Raw genomic sequence first — 24,776 nt, 5'->3', positions numbered from 1 at the left:
TATGAAATGGCAAATTTCATTTGGTCGTTTTACTCCAACCGTTGTTGTTGTCCTAGCATTATTGCTCATTTGGCAAATCCTTTCTTGGTTCTTGGTCATATTAGAGGTTCCGCTTGCGCAATCAAAAATTCCGTATCTGCATGAATTAGCTTTTACCTTTTCTAGCTATTCTGGCACCCTTTTTTCAGAAGGCTCGGTTACTTTAACAAATGCGGTAATGGGTTTTGCTTTAGGTGCTCTTGGTGGGGTTTTTCTAGCAGTATTAATGAGTATTTCTAAATGGGTAGAACAGCTCGCATTTCCCTATGCGGTTGCTTCTCAGATGATTCCTATTCTTGGATTGGCACCAATCGTATATGGTATTTTTCGAGATGAACAAATTTCCAGAGTTTTAATAGCAGCTTATATGACATTTTTCCCTGTTGCTTTAAATTGTTTGAGAGGCTTACGCAGTGCAGATCCACATGCTCTTGAACTTATGTATTCTTATGCAGCAAAGCCCTGGTCGATTTATTGGAGGCTACGGTTTCCCCAAAGTCTGCCGAGTCTCTTTAGTGGGTTGAAAATAGCGGCTCCGTTAGCTGTAACAGGTGCTATTTTAGTAGAGCTAATGGGTGCGACACGAGGACTTGGTGTAATCATGCTACGAAACCTGTACTATGGCCCTTCTCACAATTATATGTTTTGGCTGACGGTTATTTTTGGTGCAGCACTTGGGATTTTAAGTTATCTAATTGTAAGTTTAATAGAAAGATTGGTAACGCCCTGGCAACCTGAATTTCGTAAGTCTGGAGGCGATGAGTAATTGGAGGAAAAAACAGCTGAACACAAAAGCGCCTGGGTTGCACCGTCGAAGAATCTAGAGAATGCCAACCAACCATTACAGCTTGAAGGCGCTAAAGTGAAAAAGAATAAAAACCTTCATAGTCCAAGTAAGGTAATAATTCCTTTAACAGCAGGAGTAGTCTTCCTTCTATTATGGGAATTCCAAATCTTTCATGCAATTTTTCAATTGAAAACTTATCAATTACCTATTCCTTCGGCAATAATAGCAGCGTTTATAGAGAACTTTAGCACTCTTTTTTCATATACAGGCTATACCTTCACTGAAGCGGTATTAGGAATGCTATTAGGTTCTGCTATAGGCTTTATTCTGGCATTAGTTGCATCAGCCTTCCCAAAATGGGGGAGAAGTGGGCTGATGATAGTTGTAGCGTTAAACGCTGTCCCGATTGTTGCCTTAGCTCCTATTATGAATTTATGGTTTGGGAATGGTATGGGTTCAAGAATTGCAATCGTAACTATCACGACAATGGCCGCTATGGCTATCAATGCTCACAAAGGACTATCTAATGTAAATCCACTTGCCTTGGATCTTATGCATAGCTATGCTGCAAAGAAATTAGAGGTTTTTAAGTATTTAAAAATCGCAAATAGCCTGCCATACGTGTTCACTGCTTTAAAAATAAATACAACGGCTAGTATGATTGGGGCGATAGTTGGGGAGTTCTTCTATTCCTCCAAGGGATTAGGCTATTTGCTTTCAAACTCTATTAAAATTGCACAAATGCCACTAGGCTGGTCCTGTATTATTATAGCTTCTATTGCCGGGGTGATATTCTATTTAGCTGTTGAGGGTTTGGAAAAAATGTTTATAGGCTGGCATGAATCTGAAAGAAAATAACAGTGAAATTCGTTTTAATGCAACTTAAGCAGAAAATATCAAGAAGAAAATATTACCAATCAAGTAATTTGAAGGGGGAATTTTATGAGAGTAAAAGTATGTAATGTGAATTATATCTTTTTAATTGTTATTTTAGCCTTATTCACGGTATTAGCAGCATGTAGCTCTAATGAAGAGAAAGTGGCGACATCTTCTAGTGGAGATTTAACGCCTGTGACTTTACAGCTGAAATGGGTACCACAAGCCCAGTTTGCAGGATATTATGTAGCGCTTGAAAAGGGCTATTATAAAGAAGAAGGATTAGATGTGACAATTGCTCCTGGTGGTCCTGATATTGTTCCAGAGCAACAGGTAGCTAATGGTGCAGCCCAAATCGGAGTAGACTGGGTTGCAAGCTTACTACCTCATATTGAACAAGGGATGCCGTTAATTCAAATTGCTCAAATTTATCAAGAAAGTGGATTATTGCTAATTTCGAAAAAGGATTCAGGAATTACCTCACCTAAGGATTTAGCTGGTAAGAATGTCGGGAACTGGATGGGAGGAAACGAATTCGAGGCTTTAGCGTTATTTGATAAATATGGTCTTGACCCAAATAGTGATCTTTCCTTTGTGAAACAAGCCTTTACGATGGATCAGTTTATAGCGGGTGATTTAGATGCTGCTTCTGCAATGACATATAACGAATACCATGTCGTGTTAGAATCAGGCGTTCCAGCAAGTGACCTAAATGTTATCGATATGAACGATGAGGGCGTTGCTATGCTTGAAGATAATCTATTTGCCAACAAAGAATGGCTAGAAGAAAACAAAGAAACAGCGGCAAAATTCCTTCGTGCCTCTATTAAAGGATGGAAAGCTGCAATTGAAGATCCAGAAGGGGCAGTCGATATCATAATGGCAGAATCAGAAGAGGGAAGCAGTACAAGAGAGCATCAGCTAACGATGATGGAAGAAGTAGCAAAGTTAGTTCTACCTGAAGACTTTAATGTCGAGGAACTAGGGAAAACTGATCCGAAGATGTTCCAGCAGACAGCAGATATTGCGCATCAGTTTGGAGTTATTAAAGAAGAAGCCAATCTGGATGAAGCATTTACAAATGAAATTTTCGAAATGGCTACAGAATAATAATCTCTTGTTATTTGAGCTTCAAAAGGCTAAATCCCTTTTGAAGCTCTTTTTTTACTAAAAATGAAAAGAATGGTACTTACAAAAGATAGGTTAAACTAATGAGGGAAAGACTTTCAATAATGGAAACGTCAGAGTATAATGAAGATTCGTAACTATCGAATAATAAAATGCATTGAAGTCTTTTTACAGGGGAACAAAGAATGTATAAATTAAGTGAAAAAATTAAATTAAAATATTTAATCATCGGGTTAATAACATTAGCCTTTTTTTATCAGTAGCAAGTAGTCTTTTTAGTATTTATCAAAGAAGTATTTATTTGCTAGAAGAACAATCCTTGGATAAAAATCGGGTTTATGCTCAAAAGCTATCTCAAATTGTTGACTTGTATTTAGATGAAACTATACAAGTGCTTGGCTATAGCGCTTCTAAAATTGCGGACAAGATGGAAGATGAGGAATTGTTGAATGAAGAAGTAATCCGTCTACAAAAACAGCAGGGTTCATTTAATTCTGTAATTATAGCAGATCCTAATGGACTAATGTTAGAAGGAGCCCCTGAAAAATATGCTCTTAAAGGGAAGAGAATTACTTCAAAAGAAGGTCTTTTACAGCTGGAAAATCAAAAGATTTCAATTTCCGATCCTTTTAGAGCATCTACTGGAAAGTTACTTATTACTGTTTCATATCCGATTTTTTCGAGTGATGGACAATATAAGGGAGCTATTAATGGTAGTGTATACATCCATGAATCGAACTTTTTTGAAAAGGTTTTAGGTGAGCATCAATATCAGGACGGTACCTATGTATATGTGGTCGATTCAAAAGGAAGAGTTATTTATCATTATGACAAATCCCGTTTAGGTTTGGATGTTTCAGAAAATAAGGTAGTACAAAGAATTGAGAAGGGTGAGAGTGGGGCACAGTTTGTTATAAATACATTTGACGAGAAAATGCTTGCCGGCTTCAGCCCATTAGAGAAAACAAAATGGGGAGTAATTGTTCAAACTCCTCGAAAAGCTGCAATCAATTCGGTTGGAAAACAAGTATTAACCACTTTTTATTTTGAATTGCCTTTACTTTTAATCTCCATAATCGTCGTATTAGCATTAGCTGCAAAGATTACAAAGCCTTTACAGCAGATTGCTGTTATTACTGAAAATAGTGTTAATGAAAGCGAAATGGGGAATTTAAACAGCTTAAACGCATGGTATTATGAAGCCTCTAAAATCAAGAAGGCCTTAATACAAAGTCTTTCTTTTTTACATGGTCAAGTTAGTACATTAAAGGATGAAAATTCAATTGATTCACTTACAAACTTAACTAATCGCCGTGCAATGGATGCAGTTTTACAAGCATGGACAGTTCAGGGCAAAATGTACTCTGTAATTATGTTGGATATCGATCGTTTTAAATCGATCAATGATAATTATGGTCATGCAGCGGGTGATGAAGTGTTAAGATTTCTAGCCCGCCAAATGCGAAATGCTGTGAGGGAGCAAGACCTATGTTGTCGATATGGTGGAGAAGAATTTATCATATTATTGCCTGAGACAGGTGTAGGTGAAGCGTATGACATAGCGGAAGAATTACGTCTTAATGTCGAAGGCACAATTAGTCCGATAGGGAAATCGGTGACATTCTCTGCAGGAATTGCAGTATTCCCTAAACAAGCTTCCAATCCAAATAAATTAATTGAACTTGCAGATTCAGCGCTTTATGAAGCGAAGAATTTAGGGCGCAATCGTGTAGTTATTGCAAAAGAAGAGCTTCAGAAATCAGAGGATGAATAATGAAAGATTTCATGAGGTATTGATAATAAAAATGCAATTTGCGAGGCTGCAAATTGCATTTTTATTTTGACGGTTTTTAGATTTATGAGATAACAACTTTTATGTCTTCAATAAGCTCTTCACAAACTTCTTTTGTTGTAGCCCATGAAGTAACAAAACGTATTGCAATTTTGTCTTCAACTGGCTCCCAAATTTCAAAGGCATAATTTTTTTGTAATTCGTCTACTTGTTCCTTTGTGAAGATAGGGAAGATTTGATTCGTTGGTGATTCACTTAATAGAGGAATCCCTAACTCCTTTAACTCATTGCTCAGAAAGTGTGCTAATTCATTCTCATGCTGCCCCATTTCAAAGTAAAGATTATCGTTAAAAGCGGCTTCAAATTGAATGCCTAATACATAGCCTTTGGCAAGCATTGCACCTTTATTTTTAATATGATATCTAAAATAAGATTTTAACTGATCGTTAAAGATTACAATTGCTTCACCACTTAGCATACCGATTTTTGTACCACCGATATACATTACATCACAAAGCTCCTTCAATTGATTGAATTCCACATCACTTGCTGCAAGACCACTTGAAAGGCGTGCACCATCTATGTACAGGTATAGTTGTTTCTCTTTGCACAATTCATATAATGCTTTTAGTTCAGCAAAGCTATAAACTGTACCAATCTCTGTGGATTGTGAAATGTAAACCATTCCAATCTTCACCATATGTTCATCTTGATGATATGCTAATGCAGCTTCAATATCTGCTGTAGTTAGCTTTCCATCAATACCTTCAGCAGTGTAAACCTTATGTCCTGTTGCTTCGATTGCACCAGTTTCATGTACATTAATATGCCCAGAGCTACAAGCTAAAACCGCTTCGTATGGTCGCAAAATATGGGAAATTACTGAAGCATTAGCTTGGGTTCCTCCAGTTACGAAGTGGATATCACAATTATCGCTTTCTAGCTTATCTTTTATTAAGTACTTTGCATTTTCTGTATGCTTATCCAAGCCATAGCCGGTATTTTGTTCAGTGCTTGCTTTTAGTAGCGCCTCTAAAAGTGCAGGATGGCAAAGCTCACTATAATCATTTTTAAAACTGTATTTCATATTCTACTAACCTTCTTTACTATTTTTTTAATAGTATAACATTAATTGTATATTCAAGAAGTTTAGAATATTTGATTAAGGAAGAAGGGTGAAAAGTGAGAGAAGAAAACGGATTATTTAAGTAAGTTAGGCATGAATACGCAAAGGTAAGTGAGTGTTCATGCCTCAAATAATTTAGAAGAAAAAATTCTTCATATTAATAGCATTTGAAAATAACCTAGCATCTTTTCCTAGATTATTGTTCATGTAAGTATACTGATTTAAGCATTGCTGAAATAAATTGTCGCAATAGCCTCTTCTACTACCTCTATCTCTATTGTACATATAGCACTCATCATGGAATTTGCAGCAGGCGTCTACAGGATTTGTAGGGGCACCAGGACCTGAACAGCCAGGACCGCAATATCGATATCCGGGATAGCAGAAGCCAAATCTCCCATTTCTCATAGATAGAACCTCTCCTCTAATTCTAGTTGTTCTAGCATATGTGTTTACAACTCTTTTAGTAAGGGCTATCCAACTAGTTTCAAGGGGATGTATTTTGAATATAAAAAACACCTAAAATTCCAATAGTTAAGGAGTTTTAGGTGCTAACGTGAAAAGTGGGGGCGGCTGGACAGCTTAATCACCGCCGCCTCCACCACCTCCATCGCTACCGCAGTCTGATCCTCCGCTTCCTCCAGAGTCAAATGTCCACCATCCATTTGCCCCGTTTGAGCCGGAGTATCTTTGTCGTATTCGTTTTTCATAGGCCCGTTCTGCAGGTGTCCACTTACGCCATTTGAAGAAATAATTGATACTTGAAATAATTTTATAAATGACAAACAGTACAAAGTAAACGGCGAAACACATCACAGCTATTAAAACCAAAATACCAAAAATATCACCTAGCATATTCTCACCAGCCTTCTATCAGATTGGTCAATACCTTCATTGCTAACTTGCTACTGCTTCAAGAAAGCTTCTAATTCAGCTACCGTCAAGTTGTTATAGCTTTGATAAAGAAGCTGATATTGACCAGCTGTTTCTTTTAAAATTTGATAGGACGGTATATTCTTTTGTAAATAGTTATGTGTAGGTTCTGGCCATTCGTTAAACGGAACATCAATATACTCTGTATAATCAAAATAATCTCCTGTATCCATACTGTATTGGAGAGCTTTAAATTCAGTGCTTTGGATTTTTATGAAATACAAATCATCAGATAGCTTCACTATTTTTTCAGTCGTCGGCAGGTTAATATCCATATAATATTCAGATGCTACTAAATAAAATACACCATCCTTATACTCCAACCAATGAAAATCTGTTGAATCGGGATTTCTTGCTTCAAGGTCATCGGGCTTAAAATCAACCGAATAATATTTTTTCATAGCATCCTTGATTAATTGTTCTGAAAAGCCAGCACCATAATTCTCGATTGGGTCTTGATCGCTTTCTATTTTTTGATTAAAGATTAAAGCCTCAATCATACTCTCGTACATAGTAGAATCCAAGGAGTTGATATCTCCAAAGTTAATAAATTGTCTAATAGCTGTGTCTATTTCAGGTGTTAAAGCTTCTGTTTCAGCATCGAAAGCAGTGTTCATATATTTGGATAACTCATTCATGACTATTTGTATAGATGAAATTGGTTCGCTTAAATCTATGGCAAATTGTTTTTGGCCATTTTCTTTATTTATGATTGGTGTCTCCTCGCCGTTTAACTCACTATCTGAAACTGTAAATTGTTGGTTTTGCATAGTGGAAAATTGTATTTTTTGAGAATCATAGCGCTTAATAGCAGTCGATCCATCAGTTAACGCTACAAATGACATATCGGGAGCGTCCTCGTAATAGGAATAGAAATTATTAGCAATCAATTTAGCTTCTTGATCTGTGATGCCCCAAATTTCCTCAACATATCCGGCTTCGTTGCGATGCTCTAATTCTTCGTTCATATACTGACTGCTTTTCATAAGAATGTATAGTTCCTCTTGACCATCATTGTCAAAATCGATTAATTGACTATAGACAATTCCAACGTAAAGGTCTCCAAGTTTTTCTTCATATTTATGGTTCGGATGGATTACTCCATACTTTCGATATAAATTAGTTAGTGTTTCAGATAGTTTTTTGTTTGCTTGTTGCTGTTCTTTATTAGCAGGAACCGGTTCTGTCTGTTCGTCATCTCGACCAACTTGCTCCACTTCCTCAATGTTGTCTTGCTGTTGTTCTGTTTTTTCTTCATTTTCTAATTTATCTGTACAGCCTACTAATATTAACAGCATAAAGGATGATGCAAATAGTAACTTTTTCATTAAAATCCCCCTAACAAGTCTCCTTATTATTACTATACATGAGAGAAAGTGTTCAAAATAGGGGGTTCTTGTAAAATATGGTAAAAAGGTCTTTTCTGCCTAAGTATATAGGGCTAGAGGGAAAAAATAAAAGGAAAATTCCGCCTAATTAGATAAATACCTATATTTTCTTAATAATAAAGGAAGTTTTTCCTGTTATAGTGGGAAAATCTTTGAATTTTGTCTAATTTAATGCAATTAAAGGGAAATCTTTCGCTTATATTTGCTTCTTAAGTTACCTATATCTACATTAGCGGGAATTTCTCCTGTTATGAGATTGCAATACCTATACGAAAGTTTTGCAATTTCCATAATAATGAAAAAAGAGCACGTTATGTGCTCCTTTAAATCTTACTAACGACGATGCTCGACTAGGTCAATTGCACCTAAGACAATGTGCGCCAATCCGAACCCGAAAAGGGTGTTCGCCAACATTTGGTTAGAACCTTTTTGTTTCATGGCATACCCTGCAGCGGTTACAGCTGACCCAAGTACAGTTGGAATTAAGCCTTCACGAATATTGTTCATAAAAGTTCCCTCCACATCGATTGTTAGTAGGTGTAAACTCACCATCCCTATTATGACTTACAAATACAGTTGATATTCGGTAAATTGACTATAAACTTTGATTAGCGATAAATCTTAGGACACATAATAAGGGAAAATACTTTGTTCGATTTTTAAAGAAGGAATTTTGCAGGTTTTCTTGAAGTTTAAAAATATTAAAGAAAAGCGTAGTTTTATGAGCGTTTAGAAACTTTACATAATAATAGCTTGAAAAAGGAGTGTACATATGAGGAAAAAAGCTCGTGATTTAGGTATTAAAATAGGCAAGCTTCCAACAGGAAAGAAAAACTGTATTACTGATGTAAAGGGTGTCAAGGTAGGGCATGTCACATTAGACTATGAGCTAGGAAAGGAAGGGGATTATGCGTGTACAGGGGTAACTGCCATTTTGCCTCACGACGGTAATCTATTTCAAAATAAGGTGACAGCAGCAAGCTATGTCATAAATGGTTTTGGTAAATCTGCGGGGCTAATTCAGGTAAATGAACTAGGTGTGATTGAATCACCTATTATGCTGACAAATACGTTTAGTGTGCCTCAAGTGACACAAGGTACCCTTGAATATATGTTGGAAACCAATGAAGATATCGGAATCAAGACCGGAACCATTAATATCGTCGTTGGTGAATGTAATGATAGTCACTTAAATTCAATCAGAGCATGTCCTGTAAAACCCGAGCATGCTAAAAAAGCCATTGAAGAAGCTTCAAACGAGGTTGCAAAAGAAGGAGCAGTTGGTGCTGGCAAAGGCATGATTTGCTTTGGATACAAAGGTGGAATAGGTTCATCCTCTCGTATAGTGAAAGTAGAAAATACAGATATGTCATTTACTATTGGGTGTATGGTATTAACTAATTTCGGGAAAAGCTCAGAGTTTTTAAAAGAAAATTATATAATCTCAAATGCACAGCCCAAGTCGACTATTTCACCAACAGACGGTTCAATTATGATAGTACTTGCTACAGATGCACCGCTAAGTAGCAGACAATTAACCCGTGTTATTAAACGCTGTAGCGTAGGATTAGGCAGAACAGGAAGCTACTTTGCACATGGAAGTGGTGATGTTGTAATTGGCTTCACAACAGCACACGATATTCCGCATTCAACCAATAAGGTAATAGAAAGTCATACACAGCTACGTGAGGATCATCCTGTTATGAATGAATTGTTTGCAGCCACAGCAGAGGCAACCGAGGAAGCCATTATTAACTCGCTTTCTCAAGCAGAGACGACTTCTGGACGGGATGGGAATGTAGTTCAAGCGTACGAATTCATAAAATAAATTTGAAATAAGTTAAGTTATTTAAGGAATCAAAAATCCTTAGATAACTTTTTTTAAATAGAAATAGAAATTTAAGTAATGTAGTAAATCGTTTAGATAGAGGAGTTTAAGGTAATTAAATAGTGAGGATATGTTATTACATAATAATGTTAAATAGATAATTAATTTCCATTAATATTATTTACTGCCTAGTAAAAAAATGTAAAGTATGATAGATTTGTTTTTAAATACGAAATAATCAAAATATTCATATACTTTAAATAATTATACATGGTGTGAGGTGATTTCTATACAAGTGGATATTTATAAACCAATTTCAAAGCTTGAGTTTTCCTCTATCAAGAACAAACCTAAAGTGAACGAAAATCGTGAACCACTAGTAAAAGTTAATGCACATCCCAAAATTTTTATAAAACCTATGTATTTTGAGCAAGGAATCCCCAATAGTTTACAAACAATCTATTTACGTAAAAGCACCTGTGAAAAATTGATAGAAGCTTTGACTCTATTACCTATGCATTATAGCTTCATTTTATATGATGGCTACCGTCCTCTTCAGGTACAAGAGCATTTATTTCAGCTGTTTTCTCAAGAGGTTAAAAACAAAAATCCAGATTATTCGGATGCAGCAGTTTTAGAGGAAACACTAAAATTTGTAGCATTTCCCAGTGTAGAGCCAAATAAAACGTCGCCGCATATAACAGGAGGGGCCATTGATTTAACCTTAGGAGATTTAGCAGGCAACCCCCTAAATCTTGGGGGTGCATTTGATGAGATGAGCGAAAAGTCAGCAACCCGTTATTATGAGCAGCATCTTGAGGAAAATGATGAAGCATTAAAAAATAGGCGTCTTTTGTATAATGCGATGACAGCTGTCGGATTCACAAACTATTCAGAGGAATGGTGGCATTATGACTACGGGAATGTGACATGGGCAAGGCGAGTCAATGCACAAAAGGCAATGTATAGAGCTGTAGAAGCAATAATAGAGACACATCAAATAAAGGAGTTTCGATATTTATGAAGGTATATATTAGTGCAGATATTGAAGGCATTACTGGTACAACAGCTTGGATTGAAACGGAGCTTAATACACAGGATATTCAACCCTTTTTAAAGCAAATGACGAAGGAAGTAGAGGCAGCGATTGAGGGCGCTATAGCAGGTGGAGCTACAGAAATATTGCTTAAGGATGCGCATGATTCGGCTCGTAACATTGATATCTCGAACTTGCCAGTAAATTGTAAAGTTATTCGCGGCTGGACGGGAGATCCAATGTGTATGGTAACTGGGCTTGACGAAAGCTTTGACCGAGCAATTTTCATAGGCTATCACAGTAAAGGGGGAAGTCACCGCAACCCGTTAGCGCACACTTTAGTAGTCAATGCTGATGTGAAAATTAATGGAGAATATGCTAGTGAATTTTTAATAAATACCTATGCTGCTAGATTGCATGGTGTCCCGGTTGCCTTTGTTAGTGGTGATGAAGGTCTTATAGAAGAAATTCATGAATTGAATGAAAATATTCTTACCTTTGCTACGAAGGAAGGTATCGGAAGTGCAACGGTAAGTGTTAGTCCGAACTTAACGCTTAAAGAAACTAGAATATTAGTTGAAGAAGCAATGAGTTTAGATAGAGAGAGTTTGCAGGTAGATTTACCAGAAAAGTTCACGGTAGAAATAGTTTACCGAGACCATGCTCGTGCATTTCGTAATTCATTTTATCCAGGTGCAACATTTAAACCACATAATACGGTTGAATATGTTACGGAGGATTATTATGAAGTATTACGTATTTTACAATTTTTAACGTAGATAGAAGCTGGATTAAAAATATTAAATCTTTTAGTAGGCGTAGTTGAAGTACCCCTGTTTACACCATTAAAACTACGCTGCTATTTACGTAGAATATTCGAAATATTGCTATTTGTCTATGGGCGATTCAGATTTGCCTTTGCTATGAATGGATATGAATGGATGATCCTATATCAGGTAAACCGACATTTAATACACAATTCATGACAATGTCAGCCAAGCCTGAACTAGGATTTTCATTATAAAAAAAGAGATAGTAAAGAAACAGGAGGGGTTTTATGAGAAAGTTGTGGTTATTGCTTTTAGCTACAGTGTCTGTGCTAGTTCTAGCAGCATGTAGCGACAAGGGAGACGAGTCTTCTGAAAAAGAAGTATCAGAATACCGTACAGTATATTCAGGGGAGATTAAAACACTTAATTACTTAAAAACTTCTGAAACAAATGAATTTGCCGTTGCGGCGAATTTAGTAGATGGCTTGATCGAGTATGATCAGTATGGAATTGTACAACCTGGCCTAGCTGAAGAATGGTCGTCAAATGATGATGCAACCGTATGGACTTTCAAGCTTCGCGAAGGTGTAAAATGGGTTACTCATGATGGTGAAGAATATGCAGATGTTGTTGCACAGGACTTTGTAGATGGCTTGAATTACGTGCTAGATGCAAAAAATGAATCCTCGACAGCTTGGATTGCAACTGTGGTGAAAAACGGTGATGCCTTCTATAACGGGGAGGTTACTGATTTTACAGAGGTTGGTGTGAAGGCGCTAGATGACCATACAGTGGAATACACATTAGAGAATCCAACACCATATTTCCTTTCGATGCTCAACTATGTATGCTTCTTCCCTGTAAACGGCGAGTTCTTAGCTGAAAAGGGCGAAAGTTTTGGAACAACTAACGAAAATTTCCTTTACAATGGATCTTACATTTTAGACAAATTTGAACCTCAAAATGAGCGTGTACTTGTAAAAAATGACACATATTGGGATAAAGAAAATGTGTTAATTGACCGTATCCGCTATAAATACAATAAAGAAGCTGGAACTGTTGCACCAGAGCTATTCTTGCGTGGTGAAGTCGATGCCGCTTCAATTCCGACATCCGTAATTGACGAATGGTTCAATGACGAAGAGAAAAAATCACAAGTACGTCAAAGTCAAAATAACTTCTATACGTATTTCTATGCTTTAAACTTTGACCCACAATTCGATGCAGAGTATGAGCCAGAGAATTGGAAGGTGGTTGTGAACAACAAAAACTTCCGTAAATCGCTTTACCATGGACTTGACCGAGTATCTGCGATGTTAACAACAGAGCCATACAATCCAAATGATATGCTGAGTAATACAATTACACCGAAGAACTTTGTCGATGTGGAAGGTGTGGACTATACACAATTAGCACCTCTGGCTGATGTTACAAATACTGATTCCTTTAATAGCGATTTAGCGAAGGAATTTAAAGAAACTGCAATGGCTGAACTTGATGGAAAAGCAACATTCCCAGTTAAAGTATTAATGCCGTATAACTCAGGTTCTCCTGATTGGGCTAACCGTGCGCAAGTTGTAGAACAACAGCTTGAAGGACTACTAGGTACAGACTATATTGATGTGATCGTGGAAGCTGGACCTTCTACTGGATTCTTAGGTGAAGTTCGTCGTCCAGGTAAATTTGCATTATTAGAAGTGAACTGGGGACCTGACTATGCAGATCCTGCATCCTACACAGATCCATTTACTGAAGGTGGTTCGTATAACAAGCCTGAATTTGCTGAAGGCTACAAAGATTCAAACGGTAAATCAACATATCAAAACATGGTGGACGCTGCAAAATCAGAAATGGATTTAGCTAAACGCTATGAACTATTTGCAAAAGCAGAGAGCTTCCTAATCGAAGAAGCATTTGTTATTCCTTATGCAGTAGGTGGAACTGGCTATATTGCTTCAAAATTAAATCCGTTTGAAGCACAATACTCACCATTTGGTGTGACGGCTGAGAAGTTTAAAGGCCAAAATCTTTTAGACAAACCAATGAGTAACGATGAATTTAAAGAAGCTCAAGCAGCATGGGAACAAGAGCGTGCCGAAGCGTTAGCGAATGCAGAAAAATAAATTTTAACTAATAAGAAGAAGGAGATGACCAAGCCAGTTTTGGTGTCTCCTTCCTTCATTATTTGGCGTAAATTGTTGGGGGGTTAGAATATGCTGTGGTATATAGGAAAACGATTACTGCAATCCGTATTAACGCTTTTTATCATTATTACTATTGTTTTCTCGTTACTGCGACTGATGCCTGAAGAAGGCTACTTAGGAGCAGCAGCTGAAAAAATGTCGCCTGAACAGCAGGAAGTATATTTAACAAATTTAGGACTTCGTGACCCACTGATTGTACAGTTAGGGAATTTCTATTCAGACTTATTAATGGGTGATTTAGGAACTTCTGTTACATATCGTACGGATGTCGCAGTAACGACAATCATATCTGAAAAGATTATATATTCGTTACTATTTGGGCTTGGTGCTGTTGCACTGTCTCTTATTGTTGGGGTACCTTTAGGAATTTTGATGGCCCATATGAAAGGAAGATGGCTTGATCGATTAGGAACAGGTTATATTGTATTCGTTGTTGCTGTTCCAGCAGCGGTCTATTATATATTCATTCAAATGTATGTAACGGATATTTTAAATTTACCAATGCTGTTTGATGAATATAATTCAGCAAGCTGGATTCTGCCGCTAACGTCCATGGCTTTAGCTCCAACAGCCTCTTATGCAATGTGGATGCGTCGTTACATGGTGGATGAGCTCAATAAAGATTATATAAAACTAGCTCGGGCTAAGGGAGTTAAAGAGAAAACGTTAATGTTTAAGCATGTGATGCGAAATGCTTTTATCCCTATGGCACAGTATTTACCTGCTACAATTTTATTTACAATTACAGGCTCGATATACATTGAATCCTTATATTCGATTCCTGGGATGGGCGGTTTACTAGTTGATGTCATCCAACGTCAGGATAATTCTGTCGTGCAAGGATTAGTATTAATCTTCTCGTCTCTAGGAATTATTGGGCTGTTTTTAGGAGATTTAGCGATGGCAATTGTCGATCCTCGAATCAAGCTCGGTAAAGGGGGGAGTGTTCGATAATGGGAATCTTTTCTGAGGAAATTTCGAATATTTCAAAAAAGTCAAACGAAAATTTATTTGACTTCGCTGTTGTAGATGACCAAAAGGCGGAGCAAACAGGTTATTCAAATTATTCATATTGGCGCTCTACCTGGCAATCCTTTCTAAAAAATCGAATAGCTGTTTTTCTATTAGTAGTGGTAGGACTAATAATTGCTTTTGTTATTGTTCAACCATATCTACCTTATCAAAAATCTCCAACAGAAATTTATATCGATGAACAAACTGGTTCTCAGGCACGAAACATTACGCCAGGAGAAGATTTCTGGTTTGGAACAAATTCAATTGGACAGGATTTATGGTCGAGGATTTGGGCAGGAACAAGGACCTCGCTGTTTATAGGATTTGTCGTTGCATTCGCAGAGGTTTTGGTAGGAATTTCAGTAGGGGCACTTTGGGGCTTTTCAAGAAAGCTTGAAGCACCGATTACTCAGGTGTATAACATTTTTGAAAATATACCGACTACGATTGTTCTAATTTTAATGTCCTATATTTTACGACCGAGTATTTCTACGATCATCATTGCGATGTGTATAACGGGCTGGGTGGAGATGGCAAGGTTTATAAGAAATCAGATTGTGATTTTAAGAGATAGAGAGTATAACCTGGCATCAAAATGCTTGGGGACTCCAAGCTATCGAATTATATTAAAAAATTTATTACCTTATTTAATTTCCGTTATTATGCTACGAATGAGCTTAGCAATTCCGTTTGCGATTGGGGCAGAGGTATTTTTAACGTATATTGGCTTAGGCTTGCCAATTAGTGAACCCTCATTAGGAAATTTAATCAATGAAGGGCGTGTACTAATGATGTCGCCAGATCTTCGCTATCAATTAATCTTCCCAAGTGTTGTTTTAAGTATTATTACAATTGCTTTTTATATTATTGGAAACGCATTTGCAGATGCTGCAGATCCAAAGAATCATGTATAGAGGGGGGATGACGATGGTAGACAGCAACGGAAAGTCTCGCATTTTATCGATTCAAAATATAATCATTAAGTTTAAACTACGTGGCCAAGTACTTACAGCAATTCGTGATATTTCTCTTGATCTTTATAAAGGTGAAAGTCTGGCAATAGTAGGTGAGTCGGGCTCGGGTAAGTCTGTCCTCGTGAAATCTATAATGGGTTTACTAGATAAGAATGGCTTTATAGATCAAGGGGAAATCCTTTATAAAGATTATGACTTAGCGAAATTTAGTACTGAGAAGGATTGGCTGAAAATTCGAGGTAAGGAAATTGCGATGGTTACACAAGACCCAATGACTTCTCTTAATCCTTTAAAAACAGTTGGAAAACAGATTGAAGAGTGTGTTGTCCTACATCAAGGGTTAAAGGGTAAGTCTGCATATGACCAAACCTTAAAGCTACTTACAGATGTAGGGATTCATGATGTGGAAAAACGCTATAAGCAATATCCCCATGAGTTCTCTGGCGGGATGAGACAAAGGATTGTTATTGCCATAGCCATAGCGTGTAATCCCAAAATACTTATCTGTGATGAGCCTACAACTGCCTTGGATGTAACGATTCAAGCACAAATTTTGCAGCTATTAAAAAATCTACAAGAAAAGTATGGACTAACAACTATCTATATTACCCATGATTTAGGGGTTGTTGCAAAGGTAGCTGATCGTATTGCTGTAATGTATGCAGGAGAGATTATCGAAGTTGGCAAAACCCATGAAGTATTCTTCGATGGAAAACACCCTTATACATGGGCTCTCCTATCATCCTTGCCGCAATTAGGGGCTAAGGGGGAAGAATTATATTCGATTAAAGGAACACCGCCTAATCTTTTTAAGGAAATCAAGGGAGATGCCTTTGCACCTCGTAATCCATTTGCATTAAACATCGATTTTGTTGAACGTCCGCCTTTCTTTAAGGTCACAGATACGCACTTTGCTAAAACGTGGCTCTTACATTCAGATGCACCAAAGGTAGAGCCTCCGCTAAGTCTGCAGGAATTCTTTGAAGAGGGGAGACGATACGCTCATGATTAATAGAGAAGTATTGCTAGAAGTAAAGAATTTAAATGTTACCTTTGGAAAAGGGAAAAATAGATATCAGGCGATAAGTGATGTAAGCTTCAATATTTATAAGGGTGAAACATTTGGTCTTGTGGGAGAGTCGGGTTCTGGTAAAACAACAATCGGTCGTGCCATAATGCGTATCAATGAAGTAACAGGCGGAGAAATTCTATTTAAGGGCAAGCCAATTAGCGGGAAGATTTCGAAGGATTGGGATAGAGAAATTACGCAAAAAATCCAAATGATTTTTCAGGATCCAATGGCCTCCTTAAATGAACGGGCAAAGGTTGACTATATTATTTCAGAAGGCTTAGTAAATACGAAAAAATACAAAAATGAGGCGGATCGTTTGGAAAAGGTTCGAAATGCCTTGTTAGAGGTAGGGTTACTTCCGGAGTTTGCAAGTCGTTTTCCTCATGAATTCTCAGGTGGTCAACGGCAAAGAATTGGTATTGCCCGCGCTTTAGTCTTGGAGCCGGAATTTGTTATTGCGGATGAGCCGATTTCAGCCCTGGATGTATCGATTCGGGCACAGGTGCTGAATCTATTATCGAATTTACAAAAACAAAATGATTTAACGTATTTATTTATCGCACATGATTTATCGATAGTTCGTTTCATTACAGATCGCACAGCGGTTATTTATAAGGGAGAAATTGTTGAACTGGCTGATACAGAAAAGATATTTTCAAATCCTATCCATCCTTATACAAGAGCGCTTATTTCTGCTGTGCCTGAGCCAAATCCTTATAAAGAACGTGCCAAAACGATTGAAGTTTACGACCCCAAGCTTCATGACTATATGAAGAATCCTCCATCTTTTGTAGAAATCGAGGAGGGGCATTTTGTACTTGCCAATGAAGAAGAAATTGCGGTGTACCGTAAGCGAACTACAATAGGAGTGTGACAGAATGAAAATTCCAAAAGCGTTAAAAAAGGGAGATACTATCGGTCTGATTGGCGCTTCTAGTGCCACTCCGCGGGAAAGTTTGCCTCAGGCTATTGAAGCTGTAGAAAAGCTTGGATTTAATGTGGTTGTAGGAGATTCATGTTACAAAAGGCATGGTTATTTAGCGGGGACTGACGAGCTTCGAGCAAATGACGTGAATCGAATGTTCCGTGATGCTTCTATTGATGGAATCTTTAGCATTCGAGGAGGCTATGGAGCTACAAAAATCTTACCTTTACTAGATTATGAGATGATTAGAGATAATCCCAAGGTATTCGCTGGATATAGTGATGTGACTGCACTGCATATTGCCTTTAATCAGTTATGTGATTTAGTAACCTACCATACACCAATGCCATCTACAGAATTCATTAAACCAGAAATGGATGAATACACATGGTCCTCCTTTCTGGAAAGTATTACTCTGACAAAAGAATCTAATTATTATTTAGCCAATCCAACAAATAAAGAGATGTCTTCACTTGTACCTGGAAAAGCAACAGGTCAGCTTATAGGTGGAAACCTAACTTTAGTAACAGCTTCCCTTGGAACACCATACGAGATTGATACAAAGGGGAAAATTCTATTCTTAGAGGATATTGATGAGTATGAACGTAGCATAGACCGTATGCTTACTCAGCTTAAGTTATCAGGTAAGTTAGATGATGTGGCGGGCATTTTACTTGGTGCATGGACAAATTGCGGTCCACAAAATCCAAAACGTCCAGAGCATAGCTTGAGACTACAAACGATTTTTGAAGAGATTTTGGTCCCATTAAATAAGCCGATTTTAATGGATGTTGCCTGTGGACATTGCTTACCAACGATGTCACTGCCTCTAGGTAGAACAATTGCCTTTGATACTGAAACAAAAACAATTGAAGTTATTGAATAGTCATATAATGGAAAAGAATCTTCAGGATTTAATCGAACAGGTACCCTACAAGGTTAAGCTGGTTGTGAAGGATTGTGCGGAACCTAATCAATTTCTATTTACAAAGGATATTGATGATGTATTCTCCAGCGCAAGCTTGATAAAGGTTCCTATTCTAGTAGCGGTGCTGGAATTCCTTGAAAATAAAAATGAATCAATACATCAAATTGTTAAAATTGCTGAAGAAAATCGAGTTGATTTTAGCGTACTATCAGAACTGGAAGTAAGCGAAGCGTCCTTGTATGAATTATTAGTATGGATGATTATTACAAGCGACAACACGGCGACAAATGTTCTTATTGATTTTTGGGGTATGGAAAATTTAAATCATTATTTTAAAAAGATTGGATTGAAAAATACGACAATTCAACGAAAAATGATGGATTTTGAACAGCTAGAAAAGGGCTTTGATAATTTAACAACTGCTAGAGAAATGGCCTTTCTCTTTGAGGCTATTTATCGTCAGGACCTACTGTCAAAAAAATCTAGCGAGTTAGCGAGTGATATATTAAGTCGACAACGCATTCAAGATTCATTAAAAAGGTATATTGCTGACGATGTGAAAGTAGCTCACAAAACAGGCAGCCTTGAGACAGTGGAGCACGATATAGGTATCTTTTTTTCTAAGAAGAGGCCTTATATAATTGGTGTTTTTGTCACTGATCACACAAATACTGAAGAAGCGAAGAGTTTTATAGGGAAGCTTTCTAAGATTGTATATGATCATTTCAGTAAGGAGGCTTAGTTTTTTTATGAAAGCTATTATTAAATCGAAGGTTGCTAATTTACATGCAGAGCCTAACTCAAAATCGGAACTGATTGATGAAGGATTATATGGCATGGTTGTAGAAATAGTAAAGCAACGAGAAAATGATTGGGTCTATGTGAAAACACCATATCAATATGAAGGCTTTTGTAGAATAGAGGATTTATTATTTGATCCTCAAAAGGTAGATACTTGGCAGAAGGAAGCAGCAAGTATCATTTACCAAGGCTTTGCAGATATACTACTGAAGCCGAAAATACAAAGTAGTAAGCTAGCAACACTTGTACGTGGCTCAATTATCAAAGTGTTGCCAAATGAAAAAATAAATAAAGAATGGTCCATGATTCAATTAGCAACTGGTGAAGTAGGATATACACGTAGTCAATGGATTGGGGAAAAGCTTGAATTTAATGGCGTTTTGGAGGAGGATTTTCGAAACAGAGTCGTACAAACGGCTTTAAGCTATCTTACTACACCTTACCGATGGGGTGGGAAATCTCCTTTAGGCATTGATTGTTCAGGGCTCTGTTCGATGGCGTATATGCTAAATGGTGTTGTGATTTATCGAGATGCCAAAATTGTCGATCGCTTCCCAATTAAAGAAATCAACATCGAGCATATTCAAAAAGGTGATCTTCTCTACTTCCCGGGGCATATTGCTATGTATATGGGCGATGATTTATATGTCCATTCGTCTCTTGGCGGAAATGAAGTAAGTATTAATAGTTTAAATAAAAATCATATAAATTATAGGGAAGATTTAGCCACAACAATTACAGCGGTTGGAAGTTTATTTCCTGCAAAATAATGACAGCTAGAAGCACATCATCAAAGTGAAAAAAGATGGTGTGCTTTTTTATAAATTTGCTCCTCAAATCTGAAGTTATAGGAGATATTTTTGTGAGAATTTCTAAAGCGAAACTGATAACAGAAGATGATATTAAGCTGATTCCAATTGGACAAATGACAAAGAAGAAATATATTGCTGCTTTTAAGGGGAAGTTATTTTGTCCTACGGAGCATTGTTCTGCAAAATTATCTTATAGTAGTGGAAAGAAAGGGCATTATAAAACGTGGAGATATAGTAATCATTCTCCAACCTGCCCATATAATTTAGAGCGTGATGGTATACAGCAAATTGGAAGCAAGGACATAAAATTAGAGGTTAATATTAGCAAGAGGCATAAACAGAGTGCGTTAATGAGAGCCTACAAATCTATGATGATAGATGAAATCAATGGGCCAATACTTGAACGGAATTCTGAAGAGATTAAAAATAATAGTCACCGTAAAGTAAAAACGAATGCATCAGAAACAGCGCAAATGACACTTTTTGGTGGAGCGATTGATGAAGACTTTACGAAAACGAAAGGAAAAAAGTTGCTTTCAAGATTTGTTCATGAGATTAGTCCTTCCGATATCGGTAAAAACCGAATTATAAAAGGCTTTATAAAGGATATTGAATTGCTTGAATCTACCGCTGAGCTTATTGTGGGCTATCAAAACGAGGAAATCGCGATTGTCTTTATGGAGCATTTTAAAACAGATCCTTTAAATAAAAGCTATGTGAATAAATTTTGGGCGATTAAAGAATGGATGAGTCATTTGAAAGCCGTTACTTTTATTGGAGTTGGAGAAGTTCAGTTTACGAAGGATGGTAAATACGAGTTATATGTTTCGATGGGCACAGACTTTAAAGTGGATGGGGAAGATATGTACAATTTGGCTAGAAAGCTTAAAGCAGTAGCTTTAAGTTAGTATATCTATTCTGCTAGTGACTTCAATTTGTATAGTTTTCGTTTGTTTTAAAAAATTATGGGTACTATGAAGTAATGACAATATTGGAGGACAATTATGATTAAGCATTATCAAAAAATTGCCGTAGCAATTGATTTCTCAAAGCAGTCAATGAAAGCACTAGATCGAGCAATACTTGTGGCGAAGGACAATGATGCGACCGTTCAATTAATAAATGTCATTGATACGGAATCATTTGGCTCAATTGCAGCCTATGACTTAAATTACGCTGAACAGCTTAAGGAAGAGAGTATGACCAAGATGGATCAGCTTAAAAATCAGGTTGCTGCTGCGGGAATTCCTGTAGTTGAGGTAGTCATTAAAGAAGGCTCTCCAAAGGAAATTTTAACAGAGCTTCCAGGAGTTGAATTACTTATTTGCGGAGCAACAGGTAATACAAACCTAGAAAAAATGCTCATCGGCTCCGTTGCAGAAAAAATAGTCCGTTCTGCAACATGTGACATACAACTTGTACGATAATTTATACTAAATCGTTTAAGCTAATTTTAAAAAAACATCCATTTATTCTGAAAATGGATGTTTTTTTTGTTTAATCAATGAAAGAAGTACGCTATATTTTTAAATCTAAATTTAAAATTTTCTCTTTTATGTATGTAAATTCTAAATAATAACGAAATAATATTATTTTGTGAAATTTTAACATGTAAAGTTATTCTGATATAGTAAATAACTATTATGTAATAGGAGTAAAGGGTAGAGCTACTAAATTTATTTAAAGTTTCAAATTTCAACTTTGTATATAATGTTTATTCTACAAAATGTATACAATTTTCTTTTTAAAGCAATTAAATACTTTTTACTCGCTGTATCAAATGCTCTGTAAATAGCATAATACCTTAATATCTTGCTGTTTTATAACAAGAATCATGTTACAGTCATTCAATTATAGGGTAAAAGCAATTGTAAGTAATTTCTTCTACAATAAATAAGATAGAAATTTGCGTTTAACTTCAAATTTTCTACGAAATGCAGAAATAATCTCTTTTACACAAATAATTTTTTTCAAAAAACTATTGCATTTCATATTTTGTAAATGTTATCTTGAGATAAAGAGTTGTTCACAACTTTATCACATTTACAAAGAAAGGGGCTAAAAGAGAATTATGAAGAAAAATCGATGGTTAATCGCTCTTTCTGCCATTGCAATTCATTTATCAATCGGAGGAGCTTATGCTTATAGTGTTTATAAGCTTCCAATCGTAACGGAAATGGGATGGAGTGAAACAAACGTAACTGTAGCCTTTACAATAATGATGGGGCTTGCTGGTTTTGCAGCAGCACTATTTGGTAGTTTAGTAGAAAAATTAGGTCCAAGAAAATCAGCGATGGTTGCTGCCGTATTATTCGGAGCAGGACAAGCAGGTGCTGGTTTAGCGATACAAATGGACTCAGTTATACTATATTGGTTAACTTATGGAGTTTTAAGTGGTCTAGGTATGGGTATCGGGTATATTGCTCCGGTATCGACTTTAGTAAAATGGTTCCCTGATCGTCGTGGATTAGCAACAGGGATGGCTGTATTAGGATTTGGTTCTGGTGCTTTAATTACTGCTCCAGTAGCAGCAAACTTAATGGAGGGTGTAGGTATTTCATCTACATACTTTATTTTAGGAATAAGCTATTTCATCTTAATGATTTTAGGTGCTTCTTATATTGCTCCTCCAGCTAAAGGATATATGCCTGAAGGAATGAAGAAGGCAACGGAATCTGGCGAGAAGAAAATTAAGCAGGATTTAGCTCAAATGTCAGCAAAAGAAGCTGTTAAAACAAGACGGTTCTGGATGCTTTGGTCTATGCACTTAGTAAACGTAACAGCTGGTATTATGATGATTTCTGTTGCATCACCAATGGCTCAAGAGATTGTAGGGCTATCTGTAGCAGCAGCTGCAACAATGGTTGGTGTAATGGGACTATTCAATGGTGGTGGCCGATTACTATGGGCAGCACTTTCTGACTATATTGGACGTACAAATATTTTCGTTATATTCTTTACAATCCAATTAATCACTTTTGCTGTATTACCATTTACAACAAATGTTATCATCTTCCAAGTATTTATCTTCTTAGTAGTTAGCTGTTATGGAGGAGGTTTCTCAAACCTACCTGCATATGCAAGTGATTTATTTGGAACAAAGCAACTTGGTGTAATTCACGGTTACTTATTAACAACTTGGTCTCTAGGTGGGGTTTTTGGTCCGATTATCGTAAGTACTGTTAAAAATATGTACGATAGCTATATTCCAGTATTTTACCTGTTTACAGCATTAATCGCGATTTCTCTACTTATTTCACTATTCCTACGAGCAGATGTAAATAAACAGAAAAGAATTCTGGAACAAACTAAAAAAGAATCAGTTGGAGATCTTTCAACAACAACAACAACTCCATAAATTTGAAGTAAATTAAACTGCCGAATATGAGACATTCTCGCAAATGTCCTTATTCGGTATTTTTTTTATTTAAGCTTATAGTGATTTTAATGAACTGTAATATAATTTCCAATTCGCGTCAACTTGACTTGCTATATCTTTGAAATTTTTTGACTAAAAGGAGCAATTTATTGCATTATTTCTCATGTATGTTTCATTATAAAAATAACGATTCGTCACATTCTATGACAAATATCATTTGATATTTATTACAACTAACTCTCCCTAATTTGAATCATTATGGAATAATATTAGCAAGAGGTGAAGAAAATGGCACAATTAACAGCTGTTCAAAGTGGGTATAGTAAAAAGGAAGAATTTTTGAATTCCTTAAGTCATGGAATTGGAGCGCTGCTCGCAATACCGGCTACTTTACTTTTAGTTCAAAAAGCTCGGTTAGAAGGATCGACGATTGAACTTGTTAGCTACATTATTTTTGGAATTTCTATGTTCTGCCTATATGCTGCCTCAACTATTTATCACGCCTGGCCAACTCATAAAAGCTTGTTAAAAAAGCTGGATCATAGCTCGATTTTTCTTATGATTGCTGGGACATATACACCTGTTGCTTTAATCGCAATTGGCGGTAAGATAGGGTGGACAATCTTTTTCGTTGAATGGGGATTAGCGTTCTTTGGAATTCTCTTTAAAATGTACTTTGTGCATCGCTTTGAGAGATTATCATTATTTGTTTATTTAGGGATGGGCTGGTTAGCCATAATCTTTTATAAACCAATGCTTGAATTTATCACAATGGATGGATTACTGCTGCTAGTGGCAGGAGGATTAAGCTATACAATAGGAACTTACTTTTATAAAAATAAAAAAATCCCGTACAATCATGCGATTTGGCATGTGTTTGTTATGGGTGGTAGTCTATTTATGTATCTTACTATTTACTTGTATATGTAAAACAAACCTGTACAACTCTACTTGAGAACTGTAC

At 36.6% G+C, this 24,776-nt stretch carries 24 protein-coding genes; 19 read left to right on the top strand and 5 right to left on the bottom strand.

Annotated features, from left to right (window positions below):
* The first annotated feature begins 1 nt into the window (after nt 1).
* The 4 genes from LG296_RS12810 to LG296_RS12795 all read left to right on the top strand — a co-directional run bounded on the left by LG296_RS12810 (nt 2) and on the right by LG296_RS12795 (nt 4,604).
* Complete coding sequence (locus tag LG296_RS12810) at nt 2–805, top strand: ABC transporter permease (RefSeq protein WP_251401306.1); 804 nt, start codon at nt 2–4, stop codon at nt 803–805.
* Entirely contained in the window at nt 806–1,684 is an 879-nt protein-coding gene (locus LG296_RS12805) for an ABC transporter permease (RefSeq protein WP_251401320.1), read from the top strand.
* Nucleotides 1,685–1,768: 84 nt separating this feature from the next.
* The gene (locus LG296_RS12800) at nt 1,769–2,812 is read left to right on the top strand and encodes an ABC transporter substrate-binding protein (protein ID WP_251401321.1); all 1,044 of its coding nucleotides are present in this window, start codon (nt 1,769–1,771) and stop codon (nt 2,810–2,812) included.
* Between the two features lie 337 nt (nt 2,813–3,149).
* Nucleotides 3,150–4,604, top strand: a complete 1,455-nt coding sequence (locus LG296_RS12795; RefSeq protein ID WP_404427012.1) for a sensor domain-containing diguanylate cyclase — start codon at nt 3,150–3,152, stop codon at nt 4,602–4,604.
* Nucleotides 4,605–4,686: 82 nt separating this feature from the next.
* Here the strand turns inward: LG296_RS12795 and LG296_RS12790 are convergent, their stop codons facing one another.
* The 5 genes from LG296_RS12790 to LG296_RS12770 form a co-directional block, all read right to left on the bottom strand.
* Nucleotides 4,687–5,709: a low specificity L-threonine aldolase gene (locus LG296_RS12790; protein WP_251401324.1), complete on the bottom strand. Its 1,023-nt coding sequence runs from the start codon at nt 5,707–5,709 to the stop codon at nt 4,687–4,689.
* Nucleotides 5,710–5,883: 174 nt separating this feature from the next.
* On the bottom strand, nt 5,884–6,156 hold the full coding sequence (locus LG296_RS12785; protein ID WP_251401325.1) for a Parvovirus coat protein VP1-like protein: 273 nt from the start codon (nt 6,154–6,156) through the stop codon (nt 5,884–5,886).
* A 174-nt stretch (nt 6,157–6,330) separates the two neighbouring features.
* Complete coding sequence (locus LG296_RS12780) at nt 6,331–6,603, bottom strand: hypothetical protein (protein WP_251401326.1); 273 nt, start codon at nt 6,601–6,603, stop codon at nt 6,331–6,333.
* Nucleotides 6,604–6,653: 50 nt separating this feature from the next.
* Complete coding sequence (locus LG296_RS12775) at nt 6,654–8,009, bottom strand: hypothetical protein (protein ID WP_404427011.1); 1,356 nt, start codon at nt 8,007–8,009, stop codon at nt 6,654–6,656.
* A 393-nt stretch (nt 8,010–8,402) separates the two neighbouring features.
* Entirely contained in the window at nt 8,403–8,576 is a 174-nt protein-coding gene (locus tag LG296_RS12770; protein WP_107934653.1) for an asparagine synthase, read from the bottom strand.
* 265 nt (nt 8,577–8,841) lie between these two features.
* On the opposite strand from LG296_RS12770, the gene LG296_RS12765 reads away from it, so the two are divergent.
* The 15 genes from LG296_RS12765 (at nt 8,842) to LG296_RS12695 (ending at nt 24,742) form a co-directional block, all read left to right on the top strand.
* Nucleotides 8,842–9,897, top strand: coding sequence for a P1 family peptidase (locus tag LG296_RS12765; protein WP_251401331.1), 1,056 nt, complete (start codon nt 8,842–8,844; stop codon nt 9,895–9,897).
* A 280-nt stretch (nt 9,898–10,177) separates the two neighbouring features.
* Entirely contained in the window at nt 10,178–10,921 is a 744-nt protein-coding gene (locus LG296_RS12760; RefSeq protein ID WP_404427010.1) for a M15 family metallopeptidase, read from the top strand.
* Complete coding sequence (locus LG296_RS12755; protein WP_404427009.1) at nt 10,918–11,712, top strand: M55 family metallopeptidase; 795 nt, start codon at nt 10,918–10,920, stop codon at nt 11,710–11,712. Before LG296_RS12760 ends, LG296_RS12755 begins: the two co-directional genes overlap by 4 nt.
* A 278-nt stretch (nt 11,713–11,990) precedes the next feature.
* Entirely contained in the window at nt 11,991–13,826 is a 1,836-nt protein-coding gene (locus tag LG296_RS12750) for a peptide ABC transporter substrate-binding protein (RefSeq protein WP_107934650.1), read from the top strand.
* Nucleotides 13,827–13,916: 90 nt separating this feature from the next.
* Nucleotides 13,917–14,861 carry an ABC transporter permease gene (locus LG296_RS12745; protein WP_107934649.1) on the top strand — a complete coding sequence of 315 codons (945 nt, stop codon included), beginning with the start codon at nt 13,917–13,919 and terminating at the stop codon, nt 14,859–14,861.
* Nucleotides 14,861–15,835 carry an ABC transporter permease gene (locus tag LG296_RS12740; RefSeq protein ID WP_107934648.1) on the top strand — a complete coding sequence of 325 codons (975 nt, stop codon included), beginning with the start codon at nt 14,861–14,863 and terminating at the stop codon, nt 15,833–15,835. Before LG296_RS12745 ends, LG296_RS12740 begins: the two co-directional genes overlap by 1 nt.
* A gap of 13 nt (nt 15,836–15,848) precedes the next feature.
* Nucleotides 15,849–16,907, top strand: a complete 1,059-nt coding sequence (locus LG296_RS12735) for an ABC transporter ATP-binding protein (protein ID WP_404427008.1) — start codon at nt 15,849–15,851, stop codon at nt 16,905–16,907.
* The gene (locus LG296_RS12730) at nt 16,900–17,841 is read left to right on the top strand and encodes an oligopeptide/dipeptide ABC transporter ATP-binding protein (protein ID WP_404427007.1); all 942 of its coding nucleotides are present in this window, start codon (nt 16,900–16,902) and stop codon (nt 17,839–17,841) included. The genes LG296_RS12735 and LG296_RS12730 overlap by 8 nt, the downstream gene beginning before the upstream one ends.
* 4 nt (nt 17,842–17,845) lie before the next feature.
* Nucleotides 17,846–18,778, top strand: a complete 933-nt coding sequence (locus LG296_RS12725; RefSeq protein WP_404427006.1) for an LD-carboxypeptidase — start codon at nt 17,846–17,848, stop codon at nt 18,776–18,778.
* Between the two features lie 7 nt (nt 18,779–18,785).
* Nucleotides 18,786–19,562, top strand: a complete 777-nt coding sequence (locus LG296_RS12720; RefSeq protein ID WP_404427005.1) for a serine hydrolase — start codon at nt 18,786–18,788, stop codon at nt 19,560–19,562.
* A gap of 7 nt (nt 19,563–19,569) precedes the next feature.
* On the top strand, nt 19,570–20,391 hold the full coding sequence (locus tag LG296_RS12715) for a C40 family peptidase (protein WP_404427004.1): 822 nt from the start codon (nt 19,570–19,572) through the stop codon (nt 20,389–20,391).
* A 92-nt stretch (nt 20,392–20,483) separates the two neighbouring features.
* The gene (locus LG296_RS12710; protein WP_107934643.1) at nt 20,484–21,341 is read left to right on the top strand and encodes a hypothetical protein; all 858 of its coding nucleotides are present in this window, start codon (nt 20,484–20,486) and stop codon (nt 21,339–21,341) included.
* A gap of 96 nt (nt 21,342–21,437) precedes the next feature.
* Nucleotides 21,438–21,860, top strand: coding sequence for a universal stress protein (locus LG296_RS12705; protein ID WP_235867531.1), 423 nt, complete (start codon nt 21,438–21,440; stop codon nt 21,858–21,860).
* Nucleotides 21,861–22,504: 644 nt separating this feature from the next.
* Nucleotides 22,505–23,791, top strand: coding sequence for an OFA family MFS transporter (locus LG296_RS12700; protein ID WP_251401351.1), 1,287 nt, complete (start codon nt 22,505–22,507; stop codon nt 23,789–23,791).
* Between the two features lie 309 nt (nt 23,792–24,100).
* A complete protein-coding gene (locus LG296_RS12695; protein ID WP_107934641.1) occupies nt 24,101–24,742 on the top strand; it encodes a hemolysin III family protein in 642 nt (213 codons plus the stop codon).
* The last annotated feature ends 34 nt before the right edge of the window (nt 24,743–24,776 follow it).

The sequence above is a fragment of the Ureibacillus chungkukjangi genome, assembly GCF_044795995.1.
Classification (GTDB): domain Bacteria; phylum Bacillota; class Bacilli; order Bacillales_A; family Planococcaceae; genus Ureibacillus; species Ureibacillus chungkukjangi.
This window is presented reverse-complemented; position numbering and strand designations above follow the sequence as displayed.

Excerpts from the sequence above, each read along its gene's own strand:
- LG296_RS12810 (WP_251401306.1), top strand. The coding sequence starts at position 2 with ATGAAATGGCAAATTTCATTTGGTCGTTTTACTCCAACCGTTGTTGTT.
- LG296_RS12800 (WP_251401321.1), top strand. The coding sequence starts at position 1,769 with ATGAGAGTAAAAGTATGTAATGTGAATTATATCTTTTTAATTGTTATT.
- LG296_RS12790 (WP_251401324.1), bottom strand. The coding sequence starts at position 5,709 with ATGAAATACAGTTTTAAAAATGATTATAGTGAGCTTTGCCATCCTGCA.
- LG296_RS12785 (WP_251401325.1), bottom strand. The coding sequence starts at position 6,156 with ATGAGAAATGGGAGATTTGGCTTCTGCTATCCCGGATATCGATATTGC.
- LG296_RS12780 (WP_251401326.1), bottom strand. The coding sequence starts at position 6,603 with ATGCTAGGTGATATTTTTGGTATTTTGGTTTTAATAGCTGTGATGTGT.
- LG296_RS12775 (WP_404427011.1), bottom strand. The coding sequence starts at position 8,009 with ATGAAAAAGTTACTATTTGCATCATCCTTTATGCTGTTAATATTAGTA.
- LG296_RS12770 (WP_107934653.1), bottom strand. The coding sequence starts at position 8,576 with ATGAACAATATTCGTGAAGGCTTAATTCCAACTGTACTTGGGTCAGCT.
- LG296_RS12765 (WP_251401331.1), top strand. The coding sequence starts at position 8,842 with ATGAGGAAAAAAGCTCGTGATTTAGGTATTAAAATAGGCAAGCTTCCA.
- LG296_RS12755 (WP_404427009.1), top strand. The coding sequence starts at position 10,918 with ATGAAGGTATATATTAGTGCAGATATTGAAGGCATTACTGGTACAACA.
- LG296_RS12750 (WP_107934650.1), top strand. The coding sequence starts at position 11,991 with ATGAGAAAGTTGTGGTTATTGCTTTTAGCTACAGTGTCTGTGCTAGTT.
- LG296_RS12745 (WP_107934649.1), top strand. The coding sequence starts at position 13,917 with ATGCTGTGGTATATAGGAAAACGATTACTGCAATCCGTATTAACGCTT.
- LG296_RS12740 (WP_107934648.1), top strand. The coding sequence starts at position 14,861 with ATGGGAATCTTTTCTGAGGAAATTTCGAATATTTCAAAAAAGTCAAAC.
- LG296_RS12735 (WP_404427008.1), top strand. The coding sequence starts at position 15,849 with ATGGTAGACAGCAACGGAAAGTCTCGCATTTTATCGATTCAAAATATA.
- LG296_RS12730 (WP_404427007.1), top strand. The coding sequence starts at position 16,900 with ATGATTAATAGAGAAGTATTGCTAGAAGTAAAGAATTTAAATGTTACC.
- LG296_RS12725 (WP_404427006.1), top strand. The coding sequence starts at position 17,846 with ATGAAAATTCCAAAAGCGTTAAAAAAGGGAGATACTATCGGTCTGATT.
- LG296_RS12720 (WP_404427005.1), top strand. The coding sequence starts at position 18,786 with ATGGAAAAGAATCTTCAGGATTTAATCGAACAGGTACCCTACAAGGTT.
- LG296_RS12715 (WP_404427004.1), top strand. The coding sequence starts at position 19,570 with ATGAAAGCTATTATTAAATCGAAGGTTGCTAATTTACATGCAGAGCCT.
- LG296_RS12705 (WP_235867531.1), top strand. The coding sequence starts at position 21,438 with ATGATTAAGCATTATCAAAAAATTGCCGTAGCAATTGATTTCTCAAAG.
- LG296_RS12700 (WP_251401351.1), top strand. The coding sequence starts at position 22,505 with ATGAAGAAAAATCGATGGTTAATCGCTCTTTCTGCCATTGCAATTCAT.
- LG296_RS12695 (WP_107934641.1), top strand. The coding sequence starts at position 24,101 with ATGGCACAATTAACAGCTGTTCAAAGTGGGTATAGTAAAAAGGAAGAA.